The sequence below is a fragment of the Tersicoccus sp. Bi-70 genome (assembly GCF_001968825.1).
Lineage (GTDB): Bacteria > Actinomycetota > Actinomycetes > Actinomycetales > Micrococcaceae > Tersicoccus.
The window spans coordinates 107,966-129,720 of record NZ_MIEU01000018.1; the positions used below are offsets into that span (position 1 = coordinate 107,966).

The 21,755-nt window shown below is 70.5% G+C and carries 24 protein-coding genes; 15 read left to right on the forward strand and 9 right to left on the reverse strand.

Features of this window, described 5'->3' with window-relative positions; genetic code table 11:
* Window positions 1–5 precede the first annotated feature (5 nt).
* The 10 genes from BGP79_RS15915 to BGP79_RS15960 all read left to right on the forward strand — a co-directional run bounded on the left by BGP79_RS15915 (window position 6) and on the right by BGP79_RS15960 (window position 9,919).
* A complete protein-coding gene (locus tag BGP79_RS15915) occupies window positions 6–989 on the forward strand; it encodes a hypothetical protein (RefSeq protein WP_076697469.1) in 984 nt (327 codons plus the stop codon).
* Window positions 986–2,080: a hypothetical protein gene (locus BGP79_RS15920; protein WP_076697472.1), complete on the forward strand. Its 1,095-nt coding sequence runs from the start codon at window positions 986–988 to the stop codon at window positions 2,078–2,080. Before BGP79_RS15915 ends, BGP79_RS15920 begins: the two co-directional genes overlap by 4 nt.
* On the forward strand, window positions 2,077–4,851 hold the full coding sequence (locus tag BGP79_RS15925; RefSeq protein ID WP_076697475.1) for a tail fiber domain-containing protein: 2,775 nt from the start codon (window positions 2,077–2,079) through the stop codon (window positions 4,849–4,851). The genes BGP79_RS15920 and BGP79_RS15925 overlap by 4 nt, the downstream gene beginning before the upstream one ends.
* Before the next feature lie 23 nt (window positions 4,852–4,874).
* Window positions 4,875–5,321 (forward strand): hypothetical protein, encoded by a 447-nt coding sequence (locus tag BGP79_RS15930; RefSeq protein WP_076697478.1) that lies wholly within the window; start codon window positions 4,875–4,877, stop codon window positions 5,319–5,321.
* A complete protein-coding gene (locus tag BGP79_RS15935) occupies window positions 5,318–5,746 on the forward strand; it encodes a hypothetical protein (RefSeq protein WP_076697481.1) in 429 nt (142 codons plus the stop codon). The genes BGP79_RS15930 and BGP79_RS15935 overlap by 4 nt, the downstream gene beginning before the upstream one ends.
* Window positions 5,739–6,074 carry a hypothetical protein gene (locus BGP79_RS15940; protein WP_076697484.1) on the forward strand — a complete coding sequence of 112 codons (336 nt, stop codon included), beginning with the start codon at window positions 5,739–5,741 and terminating at the stop codon, window positions 6,072–6,074. The genes BGP79_RS15935 and BGP79_RS15940 overlap by 8 nt, the downstream gene beginning before the upstream one ends.
* Before the next feature lie 12 nt (window positions 6,075–6,086).
* Complete coding sequence (locus BGP79_RS15945) at window positions 6,087–7,601, forward strand: GH25 family lysozyme (protein WP_083702026.1); 1,515 nt, start codon at window positions 6,087–6,089, stop codon at window positions 7,599–7,601.
* Window position 7,602: 1 nt separating this feature from the next.
* Window positions 7,603–8,055, forward strand: a complete 453-nt coding sequence (locus tag BGP79_RS15950; RefSeq protein ID WP_076697490.1) for a hypothetical protein — start codon at window positions 7,603–7,605, stop codon at window positions 8,053–8,055.
* A gap of 179 nt (window positions 8,056–8,234) precedes the next feature.
* On the forward strand, window positions 8,235–9,044 hold the full coding sequence (locus BGP79_RS15955) for a HipA family kinase (RefSeq protein ID WP_143588476.1): 810 nt from the start codon (window positions 8,235–8,237) through the stop codon (window positions 9,042–9,044).
* Between the two features lie 11 nt (window positions 9,045–9,055).
* Window positions 9,056–9,919, forward strand: coding sequence for a DUF3037 domain-containing protein (locus BGP79_RS15960; protein WP_076697496.1), 864 nt, complete (start codon window positions 9,056–9,058; stop codon window positions 9,917–9,919).
* Between the two features lie 9 nt (window positions 9,920–9,928).
* Here the strand turns inward: BGP79_RS15960 and BGP79_RS15965 are convergent, their stop codons facing one another.
* The 7 genes from BGP79_RS15965 to BGP79_RS15995 all read right to left on the reverse strand — a co-directional run bounded on the left by BGP79_RS15965 (window position 9,929) and on the right by BGP79_RS15995 (window position 13,716).
* Entirely contained in the window at window positions 9,929–10,306 is a 378-nt protein-coding gene (locus tag BGP79_RS15965) for a hypothetical protein (RefSeq protein ID WP_076697499.1), read from the reverse strand.
* The gene (locus BGP79_RS15970) at window positions 10,303–10,503 is read right to left on the reverse strand and encodes a type II toxin-antitoxin system HicA family toxin (protein ID WP_076697502.1); all 201 of its coding nucleotides are present in this window, start codon (window positions 10,501–10,503) and stop codon (window positions 10,303–10,305) included. Before BGP79_RS15970 ends, BGP79_RS15965 begins: the two co-directional genes overlap by 4 nt.
* Window positions 10,504–10,559: 56 nt before the next feature.
* Entirely contained in the window at window positions 10,560–10,883 is a 324-nt protein-coding gene (locus tag BGP79_RS15975; protein WP_143588477.1) for a hypothetical protein, read from the reverse strand.
* Window positions 10,884–10,915: 32 nt separating this feature from the next.
* Window positions 10,916–11,734, reverse strand: a complete 819-nt coding sequence (locus tag BGP79_RS15980; RefSeq protein ID WP_143588478.1) for a hypothetical protein — start codon at window positions 11,732–11,734, stop codon at window positions 10,916–10,918.
* A 55-nt stretch (window positions 11,735–11,789) separates the two neighbouring features.
* Window positions 11,790–12,599, reverse strand: a complete 810-nt coding sequence (locus tag BGP79_RS15985; protein WP_076697511.1) for a tyrosine-type recombinase/integrase — start codon at window positions 12,597–12,599, stop codon at window positions 11,790–11,792.
* 68 nt (window positions 12,600–12,667) lie between these two features.
* Window positions 12,668–13,465: a helix-turn-helix domain-containing protein gene (locus BGP79_RS15990; RefSeq protein WP_076697514.1), complete on the reverse strand. Its 798-nt coding sequence runs from the start codon at window positions 13,463–13,465 to the stop codon at window positions 12,668–12,670.
* Complete coding sequence (locus tag BGP79_RS15995) at window positions 13,462–13,716, reverse strand: hypothetical protein (protein WP_076697517.1); 255 nt, start codon at window positions 13,714–13,716, stop codon at window positions 13,462–13,464. Before BGP79_RS15995 ends, BGP79_RS15990 begins: the two co-directional genes overlap by 4 nt.
* Window positions 13,717–14,173: 457 nt before the next feature.
* Here BGP79_RS15995 and BGP79_RS16000 point away from each other — a divergent pair, with 457 nt between their 5' ends.
* The 5 genes from BGP79_RS16000 to BGP79_RS16020 all read left to right on the forward strand — a co-directional run bounded on the left by BGP79_RS16000 (window position 14,174) and on the right by BGP79_RS16020 (window position 20,170).
* A complete protein-coding gene (locus tag BGP79_RS16000; RefSeq protein WP_076697519.1) occupies window positions 14,174–14,599 on the forward strand; it encodes an organic hydroperoxide resistance protein in 426 nt (141 codons plus the stop codon).
* A gap of 3 nt (window positions 14,600–14,602) precedes the next feature.
* Window positions 14,603–16,036 (forward strand): NAD(P)/FAD-dependent oxidoreductase, encoded by a 1,434-nt coding sequence (locus tag BGP79_RS16005; RefSeq protein WP_076697522.1) that lies wholly within the window; start codon window positions 14,603–14,605, stop codon window positions 16,034–16,036.
* Between the two features lie 128 nt (window positions 16,037–16,164).
* Complete coding sequence (locus tag BGP79_RS16010; protein WP_076697525.1) at window positions 16,165–17,001, forward strand: hypothetical protein; 837 nt, start codon at window positions 16,165–16,167, stop codon at window positions 16,999–17,001.
* Window positions 16,998–19,541, forward strand: coding sequence for a YhgE/Pip domain-containing protein (locus BGP79_RS16015; RefSeq protein ID WP_076697528.1), 2,544 nt, complete (start codon window positions 16,998–17,000; stop codon window positions 19,539–19,541). Before BGP79_RS16010 ends, BGP79_RS16015 begins: the two co-directional genes overlap by 4 nt.
* Window positions 19,538–20,170: a TetR/AcrR family transcriptional regulator gene (locus tag BGP79_RS16020; protein WP_076697531.1), complete on the forward strand. Its 633-nt coding sequence runs from the start codon at window positions 19,538–19,540 to the stop codon at window positions 20,168–20,170. The genes BGP79_RS16015 and BGP79_RS16020 overlap by 4 nt, the downstream gene beginning before the upstream one ends.
* A 45-nt stretch (window positions 20,171–20,215) precedes the next feature.
* On the opposite strand, the gene BGP79_RS16025 is transcribed toward BGP79_RS16020, so the two are convergent.
* Entirely contained in the window at window positions 20,216–20,734 is a 519-nt protein-coding gene (locus BGP79_RS16025) for a histidine phosphatase family protein (protein WP_076697534.1), read from the reverse strand.
* Window positions 20,735–20,831: 97 nt separating this feature from the next.
* Window positions 20,832–21,632, reverse strand: coding sequence for a winged helix-turn-helix domain-containing protein (locus tag BGP79_RS16030; RefSeq protein ID WP_076697537.1), 801 nt, complete (start codon window positions 21,630–21,632; stop codon window positions 20,832–20,834).
* Window positions 21,633–21,755 lie beyond the last annotated feature (123 nt).

Consider the following 21,755-nt stretch of genomic DNA (forward strand, 5'->3'; position numbering starts at 1 on the left):
GCACCATGCTGGATTCGACCCCCTGGTTCGTCGGTGGCGGCGCTCAGCACTCCCCCGAGGTGGCCCGGCTGCTCGCGTTCGCTACCTCCCGTGGGTCAGAGGGCATCGTCGGTGTCGGTGATCTGATGGTCGAGGCGCAGCCCATCCCGAACGGGACGGTCAGGGTGCGCCCGGGCTCCTGCCTCCTGCTGAACCGGTACGCCGGCGGCGGTCAGCAGACCTACGTCCTGCGCAACCCGACGTCCACGGACGTCCCTGTCGTCGCGACGGGCTCCGGTGGCGGACGGACGGACCTGGTGATCGCCCGCGTCCTCGACCCCCAGTACGAGGGCAGCGCGCCGGCTAACCCGGTGACGTTCTCCTACGCGCGCCTGCAGATCATCCAGGGCGTGCCGGCCGGCACGAAGACCGCGAAGGAGCTCGGCCTCGGATACCCGGCGGTCGCCCTCGCGCGCATCACCATCCCGGCGTCGACGGGCACGATCACTCCCGGCATGATCACGGACCTGCGGCGGGTGGCGAACCCGCGGCGGGAACGAGCCATGGTGACGGTGTTCCCGACCGGGAACTTCCGGGCTGGGACGGCGCAGGCGATGCCCACGGGGGCGTACACGTCCTGGCCGATCACCCCGGATCAGCGGCCCGTGGTCGCGGTCCCGGAGTGGGCGACCCGCCTCGACATCGTCGCGCACCTGTCCGGGGTCATCTACCGTCGCAGCAACTCCCCGGCAGACACGGTCGCCGGCGTGCGCACCGGCTTCGCGAACACGACGCCGGGCCAGAACGGGATCCTCGTCCAGGACGCGGAGGACGCGGACGGCCGGTACCACTACACGGTGATCGGTACCCACCTGGTCGACGCCACGCTGCGGGGCACCGACCAGCGCATCAACCTGCAGGGCTCCCGCTCGGCCGGCAACGGGTACTGGTACGCCGACTCCCAGTCGTCCATCGTCATCGACTGGGAGTTCTCCGAGGGCGCCCAGTGACCGACGCCGCGCCGTGGCGGTTCCACCTGCAGGAGATGCCCTCGGGCCGGTGGCTGGACCGTGACCTGCCCCTCATGGGCGGGACGGTCACGACGGCAGTCAACGCGCCGGCGTCGATCAGCGGTGCCCTCTCCCTCGGGTACCCCGCGCTCACCAGCGTCCGGGAGTGGGGGTGCGCGGTGATCGCAGAGCAGGAGGGCCGGCCCCCCGTGTTCGGCATCGTCGACCACGTCAGCCTCGACGGCGGGCAGGTCCGGGTCGAGGCCGGCGGGTTCACCATGTACCCGACCGGAATCCCTTGGCTGGCCGCGGACTACGCCGGCATCGGCGTCGACCCCCTCGACGTCGTCCGCATGGTCTGGGACGAGGTGCAGTCCTACCCCGGCGGGGATCTCGGCGTCACCGTCGACTCCCTGCGCTCGCCGGTGCGGGTGGGCACCCCGGAGCGGAACGTGAACTTCACGACCAGCGCCGGTGAGGACGTCTCCTTCGACGCCGGCCCGTTCCGGTTGGCGTGGTGGCAGACCGACGACGTCGGCAAGACGATCACCGACCTGGCCGCCTCCACCCCGTTCGGGTACGCGGAGCGGTCAGCGTGGGATGGGGAGGACATCGTCCACCGCCTCGAGCTCGGCTACCCGGGCATCGGTGCGCGGCGCGACGGGTTGCTCTTCGAGATCGGGGTCAACGTCACCGTGGTCCCCGCGGTCTCGGCCAGCGAGTACGCGTCCGAGGTGCTGTTGTACGGGTCCGGTGAGGGGCGCACGAAGATCCGCTCTGATCGTCTGACGGCGTCGACGGGCCGGTTGCGTCGGGTGCATGTGGCCACCGAGAAGGCCTTCACCTCGCGCAAGGCGGCGACGGACGCGGCCCGCCCGATCCTGGCCCAGGTCTCCGGCGCGGCCACGATCGACTCCCTGACCGTCGTCGATCACCCCATGGCCCCGGCCGGGTCCTTCGGGCCCGGCGACCAGATCCGCGTGCAGGGCGACCCCGGTTGGGGCGACCTCGACCTGTGGATGCGGATCACCGAGCTCACCGTCAACTGCGACGCCGGGAGCATCGAGCTGAAAGTGGAGGAGGCGGTGTGACGGATCGAGTGCAGGCACAGGCGCGCGCGCTCGCCACACAGCTGCGCGACCTCGACGAGCGGGTCACGAACTTGGCCAACAAGCCCGGCTTGGCGTACTCCTCGATCGAGGGTGGCCGCATCGAGGACTACGACACGACCGGCACCCTGCGCGGCATGGTCGGCACCCAGCCAGACGGCACGCACACCGTCGCGTCGGTCAACGGCCCGACCCCGCCCCGCCCCACCGCGCCGACGTGCGCGGGCGGTCAGGGCACGATCAAGGCCCGCTGGGATGGACTGTTCCTCAACGACGCCGGCGACCCGGACGAGCTCGTCTACGTCCCCTCCGACTTCGCCCGCGTCGAGGCGCACGCATCGCAGGAACCCGACTTCACCGCCCTGTTCGCTGACACGCTCCTCGGCACGATCGAGACCCCGCGCGGCGCGGACGTGACCACGCTCCGCGCCCCCGGCACCTGGTACGTCAAGCTCGTCGCCCGCTCCCAGTCCGGGAAGGCGTCGGCCGCCTCACCCGCCATACAGGTGCAGGTCCAGGACCTCGTCGACGTCGCCGAGGTCGACGCCCAGCTGGCGAAGGCAGCCGAGGACCTCGCCGCCGCGAGCACCCGGCTCGACGACGACGAGGCTCGCCTGGACGACGTGTTCGGTCAGGTCGCCGCAATCCCGGGCGACATCGACGCCGCCCGGTCGGCGGCGATCGCCGCCGCAGCGGCGGACGCCCAGACGAAGGCGGACGCCGCGCTCGCAGCGGCGAACGCCCAGGTGGCGCAGGTCATCGCACGCGGGATCTCGCTGGTGCGCAACGGTGACTTCGAGGCCGGGCAGGACGGGTGGCAGGCCGGCGCCTCGAGCGCCGTCGAGGTTGGCGTGTCCCGCTCGGGTGGCCGCTCGCTGCGGATCGGCCCGAACCCGGGCGGCGACGTCTACCCAGTCTCGGACCTGGTGCCGGCCTCGAGTGGTCGGACGTGGTACCTCGAGGCGTGGGTGCAGCGCTCCGGCACGGAGGCGGTCTCGCCCGGGGTGGGGTTCCTCATCCAGGCGAAGACCGCGGCTGGCGGGACGAGCAATACGGTGGTCGGGCAGGTCGCAGCGATGGCGGTCGGCACGGCCGGGTGGACGAAGCTCACGGCCACGGCCTCGGTGGCCACGGCCGATGTCGTCGCGGTCCGCTTCGCGCCCTGGGTCGCGGCCGGGAGCAACGTCTTCCACGTCGACGACATGCTCGTCGTGGATGTGACGGAAGCGAAGGTGGCACTCGACTCTGCCGCGTCGGCCGGGTCCGCCGCGTCGGCGGCCCAGGCGGCGGCCGGCAGCGCCCAGTCGACGGCGGATAGCGCGCTGACGATGGCCGGGTCCAAGGGCCGGGTGTTCTACTCGACGTCGGCCCCGTCGGGGTCCGGCACCGCGACCGGTGACCTGTGGCGCCAGGTCGATGCCTCGAGCAACGTGATCGCCGAGTGGTACTGGACGAAGGACGGCGCGTGGCAGGCGACGGCGATCTCCTCGTCGGCGATCAGCAACCTGGACGTCGGCAAGCTCACCGCCGGCACCGCGGTCATCGTGGACGTGGTGGCGCAGAAGATCGCCGCGTCCACAGCGACCTTCCAGAAGGCTGACGTCGCGAATCTGACGGCCGGCACGGGCACGATGGCGCAGGCGGTGATCGACCAGCTCTACGCCGACGTCGTGAAGTCGCGGAAGATCAGCACCGACATGCTCGCCGCGAACAGCGTGACGACGACGCAGCTCGCGGCGACCGCGATCGACGGCATGACGATCACGGGCGCCACCATCCAGACGGCCAAGACCACGACCGGCGTGAAGATCACCAGTCAGGGCATGTACGCCTATGACGCGAACGGCGTGCAGACGGTCCGGCTGAACGGGTCGGACAACAAGGTGGTCGGCCGGTTCTCGACCGCCCCGGACGGCAAGCCCGGCATGATCCTGACCCCTACCGCGGACGGTGGTGCGGGGTTGTGGTTCTCGCCCACCGGGTCGACGGCCGGCACGGAGGCGGCCCTCTTCACGGATCCGTCGTCGCAGAACATCACCATCCGCCCGCAGAAGCGCACCACGCCGAACGGCTCGATCTATTTCGACGGCAACACGTTCATCAACGACGGATTCGACCTCGGTGGCCAGGCCTGGACGCTGCCGGCGAACGGGTTCGCGACGTTCGTCGGCCTGTACGCGAAGTCGTTGGCCGCCCCGTACGGCCAGGACCTGACGATGTCGGCGATCGACAGCACCAAGTCCGTGCAGGTCAACTCGAACCTGTACGCCAACGCTGACCTGTGGATGCGCAACGCGCCGACGACGTCGGCGGCGGCGAACATGCTGATTGCGACCAACCCGGCCGGCCGCGTCTACCGGTCTACGTCCTCGCGCCGGTACAAGAAGTACGTCCAGGACTATGGCCAAAACCCGCTCGCGGTGATGGGTCTGCGGCCTCGCACGTGGGTCAGCAAGAAGCAGCCCGGCGAGGAGCAGGACCCCCGCCGCTACACCGGGTTCATCGCCGAGGAGATGGCCGAGGTCGCGCCGGAGTTCGTGTCCTACTGCGACTACGACGACGGTGCCGGCCCGATCCCCGAGTCCGTGGACTACGACCGGATCACCGCACTGCTTGTCCGCCACAACCAGGCGCTCCAGACCACCCTCGACCAGGTGCGGGCGGAGAAGGACGAGCTCGCTGCCAAGGTCGCCTTGCTCGAGGACCGCCTCACCGCGATCGACGCCCGACTCGCCGCCATACCCGCGGCCTGAACCACCACCTGATGAAGGAGGCAATGACCATGCCGGATCGACTGATCCGCACCGCGGACGGTCTGACCGGGGGCATGCTGGTCGTCCTCGGCCTGTGCCAGGCCGTCGTCGGCGTCTCCTGGTGGGTGTGGCCCACCGCCGGCCGCCTCGCAGCCGTCGACTGGCTACCCGTCACGGCCGGCACATCCACCGGCCTCGGCTGGTGGCTCGTCAGCGCCGGCACGATCACCGCACTCGGCGGCGCACTGTCCCGACACCGCCGGCTCGAAGTGACCGCGTTCGTCGCGAACACCATCGGCCACTTCTGGGTCGCCTTCCTGTACGTCGTCGGTGGGGCGGCAGGTTCCGCCTCCGCCGCCACGGCCGGCCCCGGAGCGATCTGGTACCTCGTGCTCCTCACCCTCGGCGTGTACGTGGCCGTCAGGTACCCCCGGGAGACCGCGCAGAACCGAGAGGAGCCGACCCGATGACCGAGTGGGCGGTGTGGGCGTCACTGGGGACCGCGCTCGCTGCCCTCCTCGGCGTGGGCGTCAGCTTCCTCCGCGGGCGCCAGGACCGGAAGACAGCCCGGGAAACCGCCGAGTCCGGCGACTACCAGTTCAACCTCACCGACGCCCGCAACGCGCTACGGGATCTGCGTGAGGACATCAAGACCCTGCAGGAGCAGGTCAAGCAGCTCGAGGACGAAGCCCGCACCGACCACGCACAGATCGACGAGCTGCGCGGCATGGTCCGAGATCGTGACGAGGCGCTCGCCGACGTCGTCCCGATCCTCGACTGGGTGCGTGCCGGGGCGAAGCCGCCGCCGCCGGAGCTGACGTGGCGGCTCCGCCTGTTCATCGAGCAGCACGGGACGACGCTCCGAGAGGCGCAGGAGGAGACCGGACGTGGATGAGGGGAACTACTTCGACACGATCAGGGCGATCAACATCGTGCTCGCCGGGCTGGACCTGGCGCTGATGCTGTTCCGGTTCCGGATGTGGGACGCTGCCGCGCCGCGGTGGCGCCTCGTCGGCCTGTCCACGGGGGCGCTGACGCTGGCCCTGCTGATCGGGTCGGCGGAGGCGCTCACCAGGCACGAGCCGCCCGCGCTGCGGACCCTGATCAACACGGCGGCCCTGCTGCTCCTGCTGATCGCCCTGGTCCCATACCCGAGACGTCGACGCCGTCGACGAGCACACCGAACCATCAAGGCCCCGCCCACCGCGGGGCCTTCTTCGTGAGAGGCAGACGTCATGACGATGAGCATGGAGCAGTGGCTGGCCACCGCCGCGGGCAACCGGTACGACCTGGACTCCGTCGGCGGCGCGCAGTGCGTGGACGTCCCGAAGGCCGCTTTCGAGGTGCTGACGGGCCGCTCGTGGAGGCAGGGCTGGCCCAACGCCGGCAACGCGAAGGACATGCTGGACAACGCGTCGGCCGAGTGGTTCACGGTGATCCGGAACGACCCCAGCAGCCCCAGCCAGCTGCCGCTGCGGGGCGACATCCTGGTGTTCGGGCCGTCCCAGTACCGGGACGGCAAGGGAGAGTCGCTGAACCCGTACGGGCACATCGCCCAGGCGCTCACGCCGGTGGCCGCCGGATCCCAGGTGATCCAGCAGGACGGCGGCACGGTTCTGCCGGACGGGCAGCACCCACCGACGGCGGTCGGCTGGCTGAACTGGGCCGGGGATCTCGGCTACGGGCCGGTGCTTGGATGGCTGCGGTTCCGGCCGGAGAAGCTCGCCGGCGCAACCGTGCCCGCACCGCCGCCGACGATGCTGCACGGCATCGACATCTCTGGGTACCAGGCGGGCATCCGCCTGGCCGGCGTCGCCCACGACTTCGTCGGGATCAAGGCCACCGGCGGCGGGTCGTTCGTCTCGATCGGATTCCACGACCAGATCGAGCAGGCGATCGCCGCCGGCAAGCCGATCATCGCGTACCACTTCGCCGGTGAGGGCGCGAACATCGGCGCCACGTCAGACGTCGAGGCCGAGCACTTCTTCGACACCATCCGACCCTACCTCGGCTGCGGGCTCATCGTCCCCGCACTCGACAACGAGGACCCGCAGCTCGTCCACCGGGTGGACTGGCACTCCGACTGGCTCGACCGGGTGCGGCAGCTCACCGGGGCCAAGTCCCTGTTCTACGCCAATCCGGCGACGCTGCAGGCCTACAACTGGGCGCCTGTGGTGTCCCGGTCCTCCGGGCTCTGGCTGCCCTCCTACGGCGCCGACCAGCAGGTCAACGGCTACGCCCCGCCCGGGCGACCCGCCGTGCGCTGGTGGCCGTCCGCGGACATCCACCAGTACACCCAGCACGGACGCCTTCCCGGCTACGCCGCAGACCTGGACTTGAACGTCCACTACGGCACCGCCGACCGCCTCTACTCCCTCGCCGTCGGCGCCAAGACCGGCGGCCGTGGATCCACCACCAGCACGACCCCCACCGCCAACGACCTCGAGGAGTGGTTCGCCATGGCATCCGATGCCCAGATCAAGTCGATGTTCAAGTCCGCCGTCCGGGAGGTGCTGCAGGAGCAGTACGCCGGCGGCAAGGAGCCGTTCAAGGCCGGTTCCATCGGGTGGGCGATCTTCAACGGCCGCGCCCACGCGCTCGCCGCCAACCAGAAGGCCGGCGGAGCCCAGTCCGAGGCCACCAACGCGAAGGTCGCCGCCCGCGGTGTCGCGACCGTCGTGACCGGAATCCAGGCGGCGGTCACCGCCCTGCAGAAGACCGTCGCCACCATCACCCAGAAGGGGGCCTGACATGGCCAACAGCATCGACCCCGCCGTCGCAACCGGCGCCGACCCCGCCGAGACCAGCCCGAAGGTGAAGGTCACGGCCTACATCGGGTACGCGCTGACGCTGCTCGCCGCGCTCGCGGCCGCGGTCGTCACCGTCAGCCCCGACGTGCTCGACCAGCTCAAGGCGCCCGTGTGGCTCTTGCCGGCCGCGCTGTTCGTGCAGACGGCGCTCGGCCGGTTCGCCGGCTACCAGACCCCGGACCCGGCGCGCGAGCAGCACACCACCGCGGTGCCGGCCTCGACGATGACGATCACCAACGCGTCCACCGGTGAGACGACCACGGTCCCGTTCCCGTCGACGGATCCCACCGGCTCGGCGTCGGCGGTCGGCTCGACCGCGGTTGCCACGGCGCCGGGCGGCGTCGATCCCGACGACACGGCCGCCGTCCTGGGCAGCATCACCACGCCGGAATAGGCTGGCCCTCTCCACCGTCCGAGATCCGAGCCCCGGCGTCACGCCGAGCTCGAAGCGAAGCGCCCCGTCACCCATTCGGGTGGCGGGGCGCTTTCGTCGTCTACCCACGCGTTCGGCGAAGTGCTGCAATCGCGTCACGGTACTGTGTGCTGGTCGTACGAAGGAGTCGGAGGGGGCCGGTGGCCAGCGATGCAATGGAAGATCTCGATCGATGGTCAGGAGTCTTGGCTGGCTTCAGCCGTCCCACGGCTGACCTAGACGTGTGGACGGTCTGGCAGGTAGCAGAGAGCGGGTCGCAGGCCTTCCTGGCGGACGCGGACGACGGGAATCGCTATTGGGTCAAGCACCGAGACAGCCCGCACGGCAGCTATTCCCTCGCCGTCGAAAGGATCGTGGCTGCTGTAGCGACCGTCGTCGACGCACCCATGCGACCAATCGCACTCGTGAACGTCCCCGAGGAACTCTGGAGCGTCGAGCCGCTGAAGATGCTCGGTATCCGGGAAGGTGTCGCGCACGCCTCGGCCAACTTGGCTCGGAACATCGAAGGGGAAGTGCTGGAGCACATTCCGATGGATGGCAACAGCGGCCGCGCTCCCAGACTCATGGCGATGTGGGACTGGTTCTTCGGCGAAGACGAGCAGTGGCTGTACGCACTCGACGAGCACAACCAGGTGTGGTCATTCGATCACGGGCTCTGGGTCATCGGCGGCGCCGAGCGGTGGGACGCCGGATCACTGCTGCACACCGTGGACCTCCCTTCTCCCCTCGACCGGCCTGTCCGCGGGATGGACCCGCGTGCGTTCCTCGACGTTGCCCAACGGATTGAGCAGATCGATCCGGTCACACTGCAACACTGCGTGGCGGACGTGCCCGTAGAATGGGAGATTCCCAACGAGGATCTTGAAGCGCTCGGCTGGTGGCTGTACGTTCGACGACGCAAGGTCGCGGATCGGATGAGAGCGCGCGCAGCCGAGGCGAGCCGACGGTAGAAGGAGGGTTCATGCTGTACACGTACTGGACCGTCCGCTACGTCCCCGATCCGGTCCGGCAGGAGTTCGCCAATATCGGGTTGCTCGTAGGACGAGACGGCGCAGATTGGGCATTCCGCGGTGTCGCTTCGTTCGGCCGGGCCTCGAGTCTTGGCGGAGACGCCGCTGCCACGAAGGCCTGGCTAGACCGGCTCGCTACGATGGCACGCCGGACAACGGTGCAGACGACCGCGGAGCTGTCGTTGGACCTCGATGAGACTCTGAGCCACGGACTAATCAGCCGCTTGTCAGGCCGCCTAAACAACGTCGTGCAGTTCGCTCCAGCGCGCCCCATTCTCGTCGACAGCGCCGAACACGGCGTCGAGCGACTCTTCGACGAGTTGGTGAAAGATCCCCCACCCGTGCAACGGGACCATTTCCGCAGTCAGGTGCGCCGTCAACTCGAGGAAAGCTTCAAGAGTGCGCTCAAGCCAGAGTCAGGCTTCTCAATCACGAGACGGCCGAAGGTGAACATCGGCAGGTCCAATCAGCGGGCGGACCTCGCACTTACCAACGAACGAGTCGAGCAGCTGACTTCCGCCTGGTCGTTCAACGTACGCGACACCGAGAAGCTGCAGAACGACATCCGGTCGTGGGCGTTCCTTATGAATCGGCTCCGCTCTCATGGCGGTCGACTCGTGTCAGACCAAGGCGGCACTGAGGTGCCGGCCGACGTCCAACTGCGAATCGTCTACGAACGACCCACTTCGAAGGGCCGTCTACCCGCGTTGGACATCGCACGCGAAGCTTGGGCGACGGTCGACGGACTCGAGTACTACGAGGCCGCTCACGCAGACCGAATCGTTCGTGATGGTTTAAGCCTCTTGGCCAGCTGACGTCGCCGGTCAGCTCTTCACGATCTGGCCCACGCGCTGGTGGGAGACGCCGAGGACCTCGGCAGCGTCCCGCATCGGCAGCCCGGAGTTAAGTAGGGCCGCTGCCGCGGCGGCCTGCGCCTGGGCAGCACGGCGGGCGGCCTCCTGCGCCGCGGCCTGCGCCGCGACGACATCCCTGACGGCGGCTTCGAGGTCCTCGGACAGGTGGGGGGTGACCGTCACCTCGAGGTCGGAGGCGTCGAGGTCATAGAGGGTGGCGACGGCGTCGGCGACCATGCCGGCCGCGTCCTTAAGGTGGCGGACCTGGGTGTACGCCTCGTACTGGCCGGCGGCGCGGAGGAACCACCACTTGCCGTCCCGCTCTGCGGTGGCGTGGATCGTGATCACTTCTTCTTCTCCATCCCGATCTGCTTGCGAATGGCCTTCGCGAGATTCTCACCGATCTCGCTGTGGCGGGGAACCGTTGTGGTGTTCTCGCCCACGCGGAACTTAGTGTGGCTGCCACCCTCGGTGATCTGAGCGACGACGCCGCGGCTCTTGGCGAACTCGTCGATTTCCTTGAGGAGGGCTTTCCGCTTGACCATGAGAATAGTCTACAGCGACTAGACAGAACAAGTCAAGCGGGGCTAGACAAACCGTTTCAGGGGGTCGGACCGCCCGCGGGTCCACGCCGCCGCGGTTGAACCAGCACGGCAGCCGCGGCCGTGGCCCGCCGTGCGACGTCGACGTCTGCGCCGGCATCGACGCACAACCTGGTCGCGACGTCGGAGTACCAGAACGCACGGTCACCGCTGAGCGTTTGCGCTCGGTAGGTGCCGGCGGCCTGGCCGAGCAGGTCGGCCCGCCCGCGCGCGGCGCGCCGGACCTCGTCGACGGCGTGCGCGCGCTCGCCGGCCTGCCGCGCTGCGTGGCGGGAGACGCAGCCCATGATCTTCGCCAGCTCGAGCTGGTCCCGTGTGCTCACGGTCCGGATCATGGCAGCCCCCACCGTCAGCGTCAGTCGTGGCCGCCCGGGACCTCGACGCCGCACGTCGGGCCTTGGTATCGCGGGCAGTTGTAGGTCGGCATCGAGGTCGAGATCTGATCGTTGAGCGCCTTCGGCAGCACCATCTGCTCACTGTCGTATCCGCCGGGCATCGCCATGACGCGGGTGAACTCGGAGGGCAGCGCCTTGACCGGAGCGATGATCACGATGTTGCGCCGCTCCCCCGGCTCGACCGCCTGCAGGTTGGCGTTGTTGAGCTCGACGCCCCGGTTGTACAGGCCACCGTCGCTCTCGCCGAGCACCGTGCCGTCGGAAAGCCGGTACTTCCCATCGGATCCGTAGTCGGGGCTCCAGTCGGAGATGTGGGCGGAGGCGCCGGTGAACTCGATCTTCTTGCCGGCCTGGTCGAACACCTTGACGCTGGACATCGCGATGTTCTGGCTTCCCTGCCGGTTGTCGGCGTCCGCGACGATGTACGTGACCGGGGCCGCGTGCACCGCCTTCCGGTAGGCCTCGATCGGGGCCACGGCCGGGTCGGTTGCCAAGGTCGGCAACGCGAAGGTGACCTTGCCCCCGTCGACCGTGGTGAGGCTATACGTGTCCGCGTGGAAAAGCTGGTTGCCGCTTGTGTCGGTCGACGTCGAGGCGGTGCTGGTCGCTGCGGGAGTGCTCGCGGGCGGGTTGCTCTTCACCCATTCAGCCTGGGAGAGCGGCGTCGCCGTCGCGCTCGTGGGTGATGGTGTACTGCTGCTGGTGGCTGACGTTCCCCCGCATGCGGTGAGCGCGAGGACGCCGCCGACAACGAGAACGGCGAGATCGACTCGCTTCATGATTTCCCCCTGATGATCTTCGCGGACTGCGATCTGAGTGTAGGCACGTCGAGGGTCACGCGGCGATGGCTTCGATGGTCCGGCGGAGGGCTTCGCGGGGCACATGGACGTAGACGCGGGTGGTGGCTGGAGATGCGTGGCCGAGCAGTTCCTGGACGGTGAACAGGTCCTTCTCATGGGCGTATGCGTTGGTGGCGAACCGGTGCCGGAGGGTGTGCATGGTCCAGTCACCGGGCAGCAGCCGGGTCATGAGCTTGCCGACCCATCGCGGTGAGAGGTGGCCGCCGTCGTCGCCGGGGAAGAAGTACCCGTGCGGCAGCTGGCGTAGCTCGGCGGCGATCGAGGCGAGCAGCGGGATGTCGCGGTCCTTCCCGCCCTTGCCGTGCACGGTCAGCGTCCACCCGCCCAGGTCTTCCCACAGGTCGTCGGAGTGGCCGCAGGCGACCTCAGCGCGCCGGAGGCCGTGCTCGCACGCGAGGCGGAGCATGAGGCGCTCGCGGCGTGCGGCGGCGAGCAGGGCGGCCTTGTAGACGCGTGGCGGGCAGGGCCGGGGTCGCGGCTTGCCGGCCTTCACGGACGGCAGTCCCGCCGCTGGGGACGCGTCGATGTGTCCGGCGGTGACGGCCCAGGCGTAGAACGCTCTGAACGTGGACCGTCGGCCGCGCCTCGTCTCGGCTGACCAGCTCTGGCCGCCGCAGAAGGTGAGCAGCGTTTCGGTGGTGACGTCCCACGGCCCGCCCCCGATCCGTGCGCCCAGGTGGGCGAGGTGCTGCCGGCGGGTGGTGAGCGTCGTCGTCGGCGCCCCTCCGGCCCTCGCGGCCGTCGCCCAGTCGTCGATAGCGGTCCCCCAGTGATTTGTCAGCATGCTTTCTGAATAGCGCACGGCGCGGCGACTTGACCAATCGGCAAGCGACGTCGTACCGGCGCGGCGGGTCATCGGGTCGCCTCTGCGTCGGGCCGATGGTCGCCCAGGTCGGTCCAGGACTTCGGCGGCAGGCCGGCGGCGCGGCGCTTCCGGTTCTCCCTGATGCGGGCCTGGAGCAGTTCGCCGCGGCGGTCGGCGCCGGCGTGCCCGCCTGTCGAGCCAGAAGCGGCGGCGGCTGGGGTGGCGGCCGCGTCGTCCGCCCCGCCGCCCGCGGCGGTGATCACCACGGTGTGCGCCGGGGCGCTCGTGGCGTGCTCGCCGGCGGCCGCGGTGGTTCTTGGGTGGTTCATTGGTTTGGGTGACATAGCTATGTCACCACTGATGTCACCCCTGGGCGTCGAAAATGTCACCCCTGAACCGCTCCCAGTGGTGTCGCTGGTGTCACCCCTGGGTCCTGTTTCAGTGGTGTCACGGGCGTCACCCCTGGAATCGGGCTTCTGACGGGTCTGTCTGGCCGGCCTGGTGCGCGGGGCGCGGACGGCGTCGCTGACGCGCTGGGTGACGTTCCTGGCCCGCTCGGAGGGTTCGAGTGCGAGGTCCCAGACGACGGGCCGGTAGCGGGCGTCGACGTGCGCTACGTGCCGCTGGTCGCCGCGACGGATCAGTCCGAGTGTTTCGAGCTCGAGGACTTGACGCATGACCTGGCGGCGGGACAGGCCGACAGCGTCGGCGATCGTGGCGTAGCTGGGGAACGCGGCGGTGCCGTCGTTGTGGGCGTGGTCGGCGAGGACCAGGAGGATTAGGCGTTGGGCTGGGGCGAGGCCGTCGACGGAGTACAGGGCCCAGGACGTGGCCTGGATGCTCATACGGTCGCCTGCTGCGGGTCGAGCGCGCGGCGCGTGGGGCAGGGCCAGATCAGATAGTTGCCGTCGGAGTCGTGGCAGTGAGCGCACACGGGGTAGATCCCGCCGTCGAGGCGCCGGTGGATCGAGAGGACCTCAAGGATGCGGTACGCCAGGACGTCCGCCAGGCCGCCCGGGTCGTCGGTGTTGATCACCAGTTCCGCGGTGGGCTGGGGGCTGCGCTCGCGGGCGTCAGCGGGTAGATTGTGGTGCATCAGGACTAGCCTCCTGGTCGTTCCCCCGGGCCTGTTGACGCAGGCTGCGGGGGCTTTTCGTTGTGGGTGCAGCGACGTGGCTCAGCTGGCTTCGGCGAGCTCGTATTCCTCGTCGCCGGTGGGTTCGATCGTCAGCGGCTCGACGTCCGCGTACCCCGAGCTTTCAGAGACCAGGCGGAGGAAAGGGCGATCTGGGGATCCAGAACAGAAGGTTGGGGGTTCGAATCCCTTCGGGCGCACCACGCATGACAGCCCCGGTCCTCGCGGACCGGGGCTGTTCTCGCTTCAGGGCCGGAATCCGACCCCGAGAAATGCGCGGAGCAATCCGACGCACCGCCCTCGGGAATGATCCCCTCCCCCGCCACCTTGGCACCGGTGAGAGGCCTCGTCATGATGGACGAGTGCCACCGGGAGGGCCGGCCGGTCCACCCGCCGCCACACGGAAGGTGCGTCACCCATGGATTCCCTCTACACCGCCGAAGCGCTCTCGACCGGCGCCGGCCGCAACGGCCGCACCGCCACGCCCGACGGCACCATCGATCTGCAGCTGGCCGTTCCCACGAGCATGGGCGGGGACGGCAAGGGCGCCAACCCCGAGCAGCTGTTCGCCGCCGGGTACGCGGCGTGCTTCCACAGCGCCCTCCAGGGCGTCGCCCGGAAGGCGAAGGTCGACCTCGGCGACTCCTCCGTCGGCGCCCGCGTCTCCATCGGGCGCAACGACGACGGCGAGGGCTTCGGCCTCGCGGTCGAGCTCGAGGTGACCATCCCCGACCTGCCGCACGAGCAGGCCCAGGAACTCGCGGACGCCGCCCACCGGGTGTGCCCCTACTCGAACGCCACGCGCGGCAACATCCCCGTGACCGTCACCGTCTCGGACGACTGAGCCGTGGCGACGCAGAACACCCTCACCACCGACGTTGTCGTCATCGGCGCCGGGCCGGTCGGTGAGAACGCGGCGGACCGCGTGATCGCCGGCGGGCTGGAGGCCGTCGTCGTCGAGGCCGATCTGGCCGGCGGCGAGTGCTCCTACTGGGCGTGCATGCCGTCCAAGGCGCTGATCCGGCCGCTGACCGCGGTCCATGCCGCTCGCGCGGTCGACGGGGCGGCCCAGGCCGTGACCGGCACGGTCGACGTCGAGAAGATCTTCGCGCGCCGCGACGAGTTCACCTCCCACTGGGACGACGCCGGGCAGGTCGAGTGGATCGAGGGCATCGGCGCGACCTTCCTGCGCGGCCGCGGCCGGATCAGCGGTGAGCGCGAGGTCACGGTCACCGGCGCGGACGGCACGACCACGGTGATCACCGCGCGGCAGGCCGTCGTCCTGGCGACCGGCTCGACGCCCGTGACCCCGCCGATCGACGGGCTCGACGACGTCGACGCCTGGGGCACGCGCGAGGCCACGTCGGCCCACGAGGTGCCCGACCGGCTCGCCGTGCTCGGCGGCGGCGTCGCCGGCATGGAGCTGGCGCAGGCGTTCGCCCGCCTCGGCTCGACGGTCACCGTCATCGCCCGCTCGGGGGTGCTGGCCAAGTTCCCCCGGCCGGCCGTCGAGGTCCTCCTCGATGCCCTGCGCGGCGAGGGCATCACCATCCACGAGAACACGGCGACCACCCGCGTCGACGCCGGCGAGGACGGCGCCATCACCGTCACCCTCGACGGCGCCGAGCCGGTGGTCGCGGACCGCCTGCTCGTCTCGACCGGCCGCCGGCCCGCTACCGACGACCTCGGCCTCGAGCACGCCGGGGTGCAGCTGACGGAGAAGGGCGGCCTGCCCGAGGTCGCTCCGACCGGGCAGGTGACCGGCGCGGACTGGCTGTTCGCCGTCGGCGACGTCGCCGGGAAGGTGTTGCTGACCCACCAGGGCAAGTACGAGGCTCGCGCCACGGGTGACTTCATCGCGGCACGCGCCGCGGGCACCACGCCGGACGCCGGACCGTTCAGCCGGTACGCGGCGACGGCGGACGAGGTGGCCGTGCCCCAGGCGGTGTTCACCGACCCGGAGCTGACGATGGTCGGCCGTACGGCCGAGCAGGCGCGCGACGCCGGCCTCGACGTGCGCACGGTCGAGCTGCCGATCGCCGTCGCCGGCTCCTCCCTGCACGCCGACGGGTACACCGGCTGGGCGCAGCTGGTGATCGACACGTCCGACGACACCCTCGCCGGGGTGACCTTCGCCGGCCCGGACGTCTCCGAGCTGCTGTACTCCGCGACCGTCGCGGTCGCGGGACAGGTGCCGCTGAGCCGGTTGTGGCACGCCGTTCCGGCCTACCCGACGATCAGTGAGGTGTGGCTGCGGCTGCTCGAGAAGGCCGGCCGCTGACGCGCAACACCGCCTGACACCCCCACCTGCACCGCTCGGCTCACCACGAGCCGGGCGGTGCTGTGTCTTGCGGGAATGTGAGGAACAAGCTATTTGAACTGACCAGTCAGTCTAATTATAATGACTGCGTGCTCACTGCCCGGAACCTGTCCGTCGCCGGACGCCATCGCCCCCTCCTGCCTCCCACCTCCCTGACCGCCGAGGAGGGCATCCTCCATCTGGCCGTCGGCCGCACCATCGAGGAACGCACGGCGCTCGCCCTGACCCTGAGCGGCCGGATGCGCCCGGACGGCGGAACGGTCATGTGGGGTCACGACGACGCCATCGGCAAGCTGCGCGCCCGCGTCGGGCTGGTGGACTCCCCCGGCGTCAACGAGCCGGAGCGCCACCAGCGGATGCGCGACGTGATCGCCGAGGACCTCTCGCTGCTGCCCAAGCCCATCCGGCAGCGGCCCGCCGCCCGGGCGTGGGCAATCGAGCACGGCCACGGAGACATCCTGGACCGCTGGGCCGAGCAGCTCGACGCCGCGAGCCGCCTGCGGCTGCTGGCCGATCTGGCCCTGGCCGATGACCGGATGGCCGCGCTGGTGTTCGACGGACCGGACCGGTTGACCTTCGACGACGCCGTGTGGCTGGACGTCCTGACCGACTACGCCGCCCGTGGTCTCGTGGTGGTCGCCGTCGTCACGGCAGTCCCGCCGGCGTGGGACGGGCCGATCACCGTCATCGGCGCCGCGGGGGACGCCGCCGGTACAGAATCCGACGGTGAGCCTGACGGCGACGCCAACGCTGCTACGGAGGACGCGGACGGCCCCGCGTTCATCCCGGGATTCGCCGAACCCGACGACGAGCCCGCGACCGAGCTCGAGCCGTCCCCTGACGAACACGCCCCGGAGTCCACCGCCGAGCACCGGACCACCACGACCCACGAATCGACCGCCGACCCGGCGAAGGACGCCCGATGACCACCCTGAGACTTGCCCTGTCCGAACTGAAGCGCATGACGAGCGGGCGCCTGCCCGTCCTGGCGCTCGTGGCGATGCTCCTGGTGCCCCTGCTCTACGGCGCCATGTACCTCTACGCGAACTGGAACCCCTACGGCAATCTCGGCAGCATCCGCGTCGCCCTCGTCGTCGACGACACGGGCGCGCAGATCGGCGGCAAGCAGCAGAACGTCGGTGACGAGGTCGCGAAGAACCTGGTCGACTCGAAGACGTTCGACTGGGCGCCCGTGGCCTCCGCCGAACAGGCGAACGCCGGCGTGGAATCGGGTGACTACGCCTTCGCCGTGACCATCCCGGCCGATTTCAGCACCCGCCTCGCCTCCCCGGCCAACCTGTCCACCGGCAAGCCGGCCCAGCAGGCGGCCCTGTCCATCACGACGAACGACGCCAACAACTACCTGCTCGGCACGATCGCCGGGAAGGTGACGACGCAGATCCACGACTCCGTCGCCCGGCAGGTGAGCACGAGGACTGCCGACGGCCTGCTCACCTCCATCGGGACGATCCACGACCAGCTCGGCAAGGCGGCCTCCGGCGCCGGGCAGCTGGAGGACGGCGCGCAGCAGCTGACGGACGGCGCCACGAAGCTGAAGGACGGGACCGCGCAGGGCGCCAGTGGCACTGCCTCCCTCGTCGACGGCGAGAAGAAGCTGGTCGCAGGAACGGACCAGCTCAGCACCGGAGCCGCGCAGCTGAACAGCGGACTCGGCACCCTGGCCGAGAAGACCACCGCCCTGCCCGCCCAGACCCGGCAGCTCGCCGACGGCGCCGCGCAGCTGAACACCGGCCTCGGCACCCTGGCCGAGAAGACCACCGACCTGCCCGCCCAGACCCGGCAACTGGCCGACGGCGCCGCCCAGCTGAACACCGGGCTCGGCACCCTGCAGAGCAGCACCGCGAGCCTGCCGGCGCAGACCCGGCAGCTCGCCGACGGCGCCGCCCAGCTGAACACCGGGCTCGGCACCCTGCAGAGCAGCACCGCGAGCCTGCCGGCGCAGACCCGGCAGCTCGCCGACGGCGCCGCCCAGGTCGCGGCCGGCAACGCGGCCCTGAACACGGCGGTGCAGGGCGTCACCCAGGAGCTCGACGCCGTGCCCGATGCCGCCCGGCAACGCGTGGTGACGGCGACCGAGCAGCTGCGCACGGACGGCGTGATCGACGACGCGACCGCGAAGCAGATCCTGGCCCGCTTCGACGCCGCCTCGTCCCCGGCCCTGGACGCCGCGCGCCAGCGCGTCACCCAGGCCGCGGGTCAGGTCCAGGCCCTCTCGACCGGCGCGAACCAGGTCTCCGCCGGTGCCGCCAAGCTCGCTGACGCCACCCCCGCGCTGACCGACGGCATCGCCACCGCACACACCGGCGCGGCCGCGCTCGCCGACGGTACCGCGCGTCTCGCGGACGGGACCGCAGCGCTCGGCAACGGCATCGCCTCCGCCCACAGCGGTGCCGGTCAGCTCGCCGCTGGCACGAAGACCCTCGCCGACGCCACCCCCGCCCTGACCGCCGGCATCGCCACCGCCCACACCGGCGCCGGTCAGCTCGCCACCGGTACCAGGACCCTCGCCGACGCCACCCCGGCGCTGACCGACGGCATCGCCACCGCCCACACCGGCGCCGGCCGGCTGGCCGACGGCGCCTCGAGCCTCGCCTCCGGGCAGCGCGACGCCCTCGCGGGCGCCGAGAAGCTCGCTTCCGGCACCGCCCAGCTCGATGCCGGTGCGCAGCGTCTGAAGGACGGGGCCGCCAAGCTGGCCGGCGGTGCCGGCCAGCTGCACGACCAGCTGGCCCGTGGCGCCGGCCAGGTGCCGCACCCGGATGCAAAGCAGAAGCAGAACTACTCCGAGGTCATCGGTGACCCGGTGGCCGTGAGCTCGGTCAACCAGGCGAAGGCGAACTCCTACGGGGCCGGCCTCGCGCCGTTCTTCATGGTGCTCGCCCTGTGGATCGGCCTGTTCATGCTCGCCCAGACGATGCGGCCGATCTCCGAGCGGGCCCTGGCCTCCAACGGTGCGGCGTGGAAGATCGCCATCGGCGGCTGGCTGCCGTTCGTCGCCGTCGCCCTCGTGCAGGCCACCGCGCTGTACCTCGTCGTCCTCCTCGCCCTCGGCCTGGACGTCGCGCACCCGGTGCTCACGTGGTTGCTGATGCTGGCGGCCGCCCTCGCGTTCAGCGCCCTGATCCAGGGGCTGATCGCGTTGCTCGGCGCTGTGGGCAAGTTCGCCGTCCTCATCCTGCTGGTCCTCCAGCTGGTCGGTTCGGGCGGCACCTTCCCGTGGCAGACCGTGCCGGAGCCGCTCCAGTTCGTCCATGTGGTGCTGCCCATGGGCCGGGTGATCGACGAGATGCGCAAACTGATCTACGGCGCCGACCTCTCCGCCCTGCCCGCGGTGTTCGTGAGCCTGCTCCTGTACGTGATGATCGGGGTGAGCCTCTCGACCCTCGCCGCCCGACGCCGCAAGTACTGGACGCTGGCCCGCCTCCAGCCGGAGATCGCCCTGTGAGCGCCGCGGTCGCGCCCGCCGGCACCGGCACGGGCGGCCGTGGCAGCCGGCCGGCCCGCACGGCCCGGACCCGGGCGAAGCTGTTCGAGGCGGCCATCACGCTGCTCGGCGAGCGCGGCCCGGCGCACGTCTCGATCGACGAGATCGCGGCCGCCGCCGGGGTGTCCAAGGGCACCGTCTACTACAACTTCTCCAGCAAGGCCGACCTGGTGGCCAAGGTGCTCGAGTCCGGGGTCGACCTCATGGAGGAGCGGCTGCGGACCATCCCGGACGGCTCCGATCCCGTCGACCGCGTGGCCGACATGGTGGGCCGCGCGCTCGAGTTCCTCGCCGAGTACCCCTCCTTCACCCGGCTGTGGATGAGCGAGATGTGGCGCCCGTCGAGCCAGTGGCACACCGAGCTGACCGCGCTGCGCGACCGGTTGCTCGGTCTCATCCGCGAGCAGTTGCACGCCGTCGCGGACGCGCACGACGTCGACCCGGCCGTCCCGGTGGATCAGCTGGCGGTGACCCTGATGGGCTCGGCGATGTTCGCCGGGCTCTCCCGCGACACCCACGGCCCGGCACTGGACCGGGACACCGCCGTCGCGGTCGTGATGGCCGCGGTGCGCGGGTGGGTGCGCGGCTGACGCTGCCCCACCGGACCCGCGCGGGACTGCTCAGAGAACGGCTGGTCAGCGCGGCACGGCGAACGCGGTGACGGCGGCGTCGCGCCGGTCCAGCTCCGCCCAGGGCAGGTCGAACTCGAGGACGGTCAGGCCGAGCGTCGGGTAGTCGGTGCCGAGGTCGGTGACGGCGTCCTGATCCGACTCGGCCGAGGCGAGCCGGAGGGCCACGTTCTGCACCGCCGGGAAGTGGGCGACCACCAGCAGGGTGCGCACCGTCTCGGGCACGTGGTTGATCGCGGTGAGCATGCCCGTGGTGCCGGCGTTGTAGAGGTCGTCCCGCAGTTGAGGCGTCGGGGCCTTCTCCCCCAGTTCCTGGCGCACCCAGGTGGTGGTCTGCCGGGTGCGCAGGGCGCTGGAGGACAGGATGAGGTCCGGGACGACGTCGTGCTCGCGCATCCACCGGCCGGCGGCCGGCGCCTCGTCGTGCCCACGCGCCGCGAGCGGCCGATCGTGATCGCTCACCTCGGGCGCCGTGGCCGCCTTGGCGTGGCGCAGCAGCAGGAGACGACGCTGATCGGGGCTCATCCGGCGAGTCTATCCAGCGGGACGAACCCCGATCGGCACAGGGAGTCAAGCCGATCGACGCGGGCGGTGCCGTCAGGGCAGTGCCGTCGGGGCAGGCTCAGATGGAGTACTCCGGCGCGGCCCAGACGACGACCTCGGGGTGGTCGTAGAACCGGTAGCCCTGGCCGCGCACGGTGCGGACCGTGTTGGCGAGCCGGCCGAGCTTGGAGCGGAGCCGCCGGATGTGCACGTCGATGGTGCGCTCGTTGGGCGCTTCCTCGGCGTTGCGCCACAGTCCGTTCAGCAGCTCGTCGCGGCTGACAGTGCGGGTGCCGTTCTCCACCAGGAAGTTCAGCAGCTCGAACTCCTTGAACGTCAGGTTCAGCAGCTCGCCGTCGAGGAACACCTCGCGCCGGGACAGATCGATCAGCACGCCGGTGGGGCGGTTGACGGTGGGGGCCGGAGCCGGCTCGGGCTGCCGGGACCGGACGCCGGTGATGGTCGGGTCGCCGAGCGTGCTGCGGACGACCTCGAGGTCGCTGCCGACGGCGTCGTTCGGTGCCAGGGCGACGGCGGCGTAGCTGTCGGCACCCGGGACGGCGGTGCGCACGAGCGCCCGCAGTTCCTGCACGAGCTTGACCAGGCTGGTTCCGCTCTCCGCGGCCGCCTGCTCGTCGAGGCCGACGTAGATGACGAAGCCGCGGGCGGAGCTCTCCGACTCGGCGGCGGTCACCTCGACCGGGGCGGAGGTGGCGGCATCGGAGCCGGTGGGCACCGAGCGGAGACCGGAGAAGTGACCGACGACGGGCATGGGGCCCGTGGGCGGGAGCGCGCGGCGATTGGCCAGACCGCGAGGCCCGACGGGCTTCTGACGGTTGCGCAGGGAGATGTGGACGTATCCGGACGAGGCGACAGACATGGGGACCTCACGTGACGACGAAGGCGAACAACGGTGAATGCGGGAGGCGCGATCCGATGGGATCGAGCGCGAGACGCTACTGCAGGAAGGGTGAACCGGTTCAGCGGGGCATTCGTCGGCAAC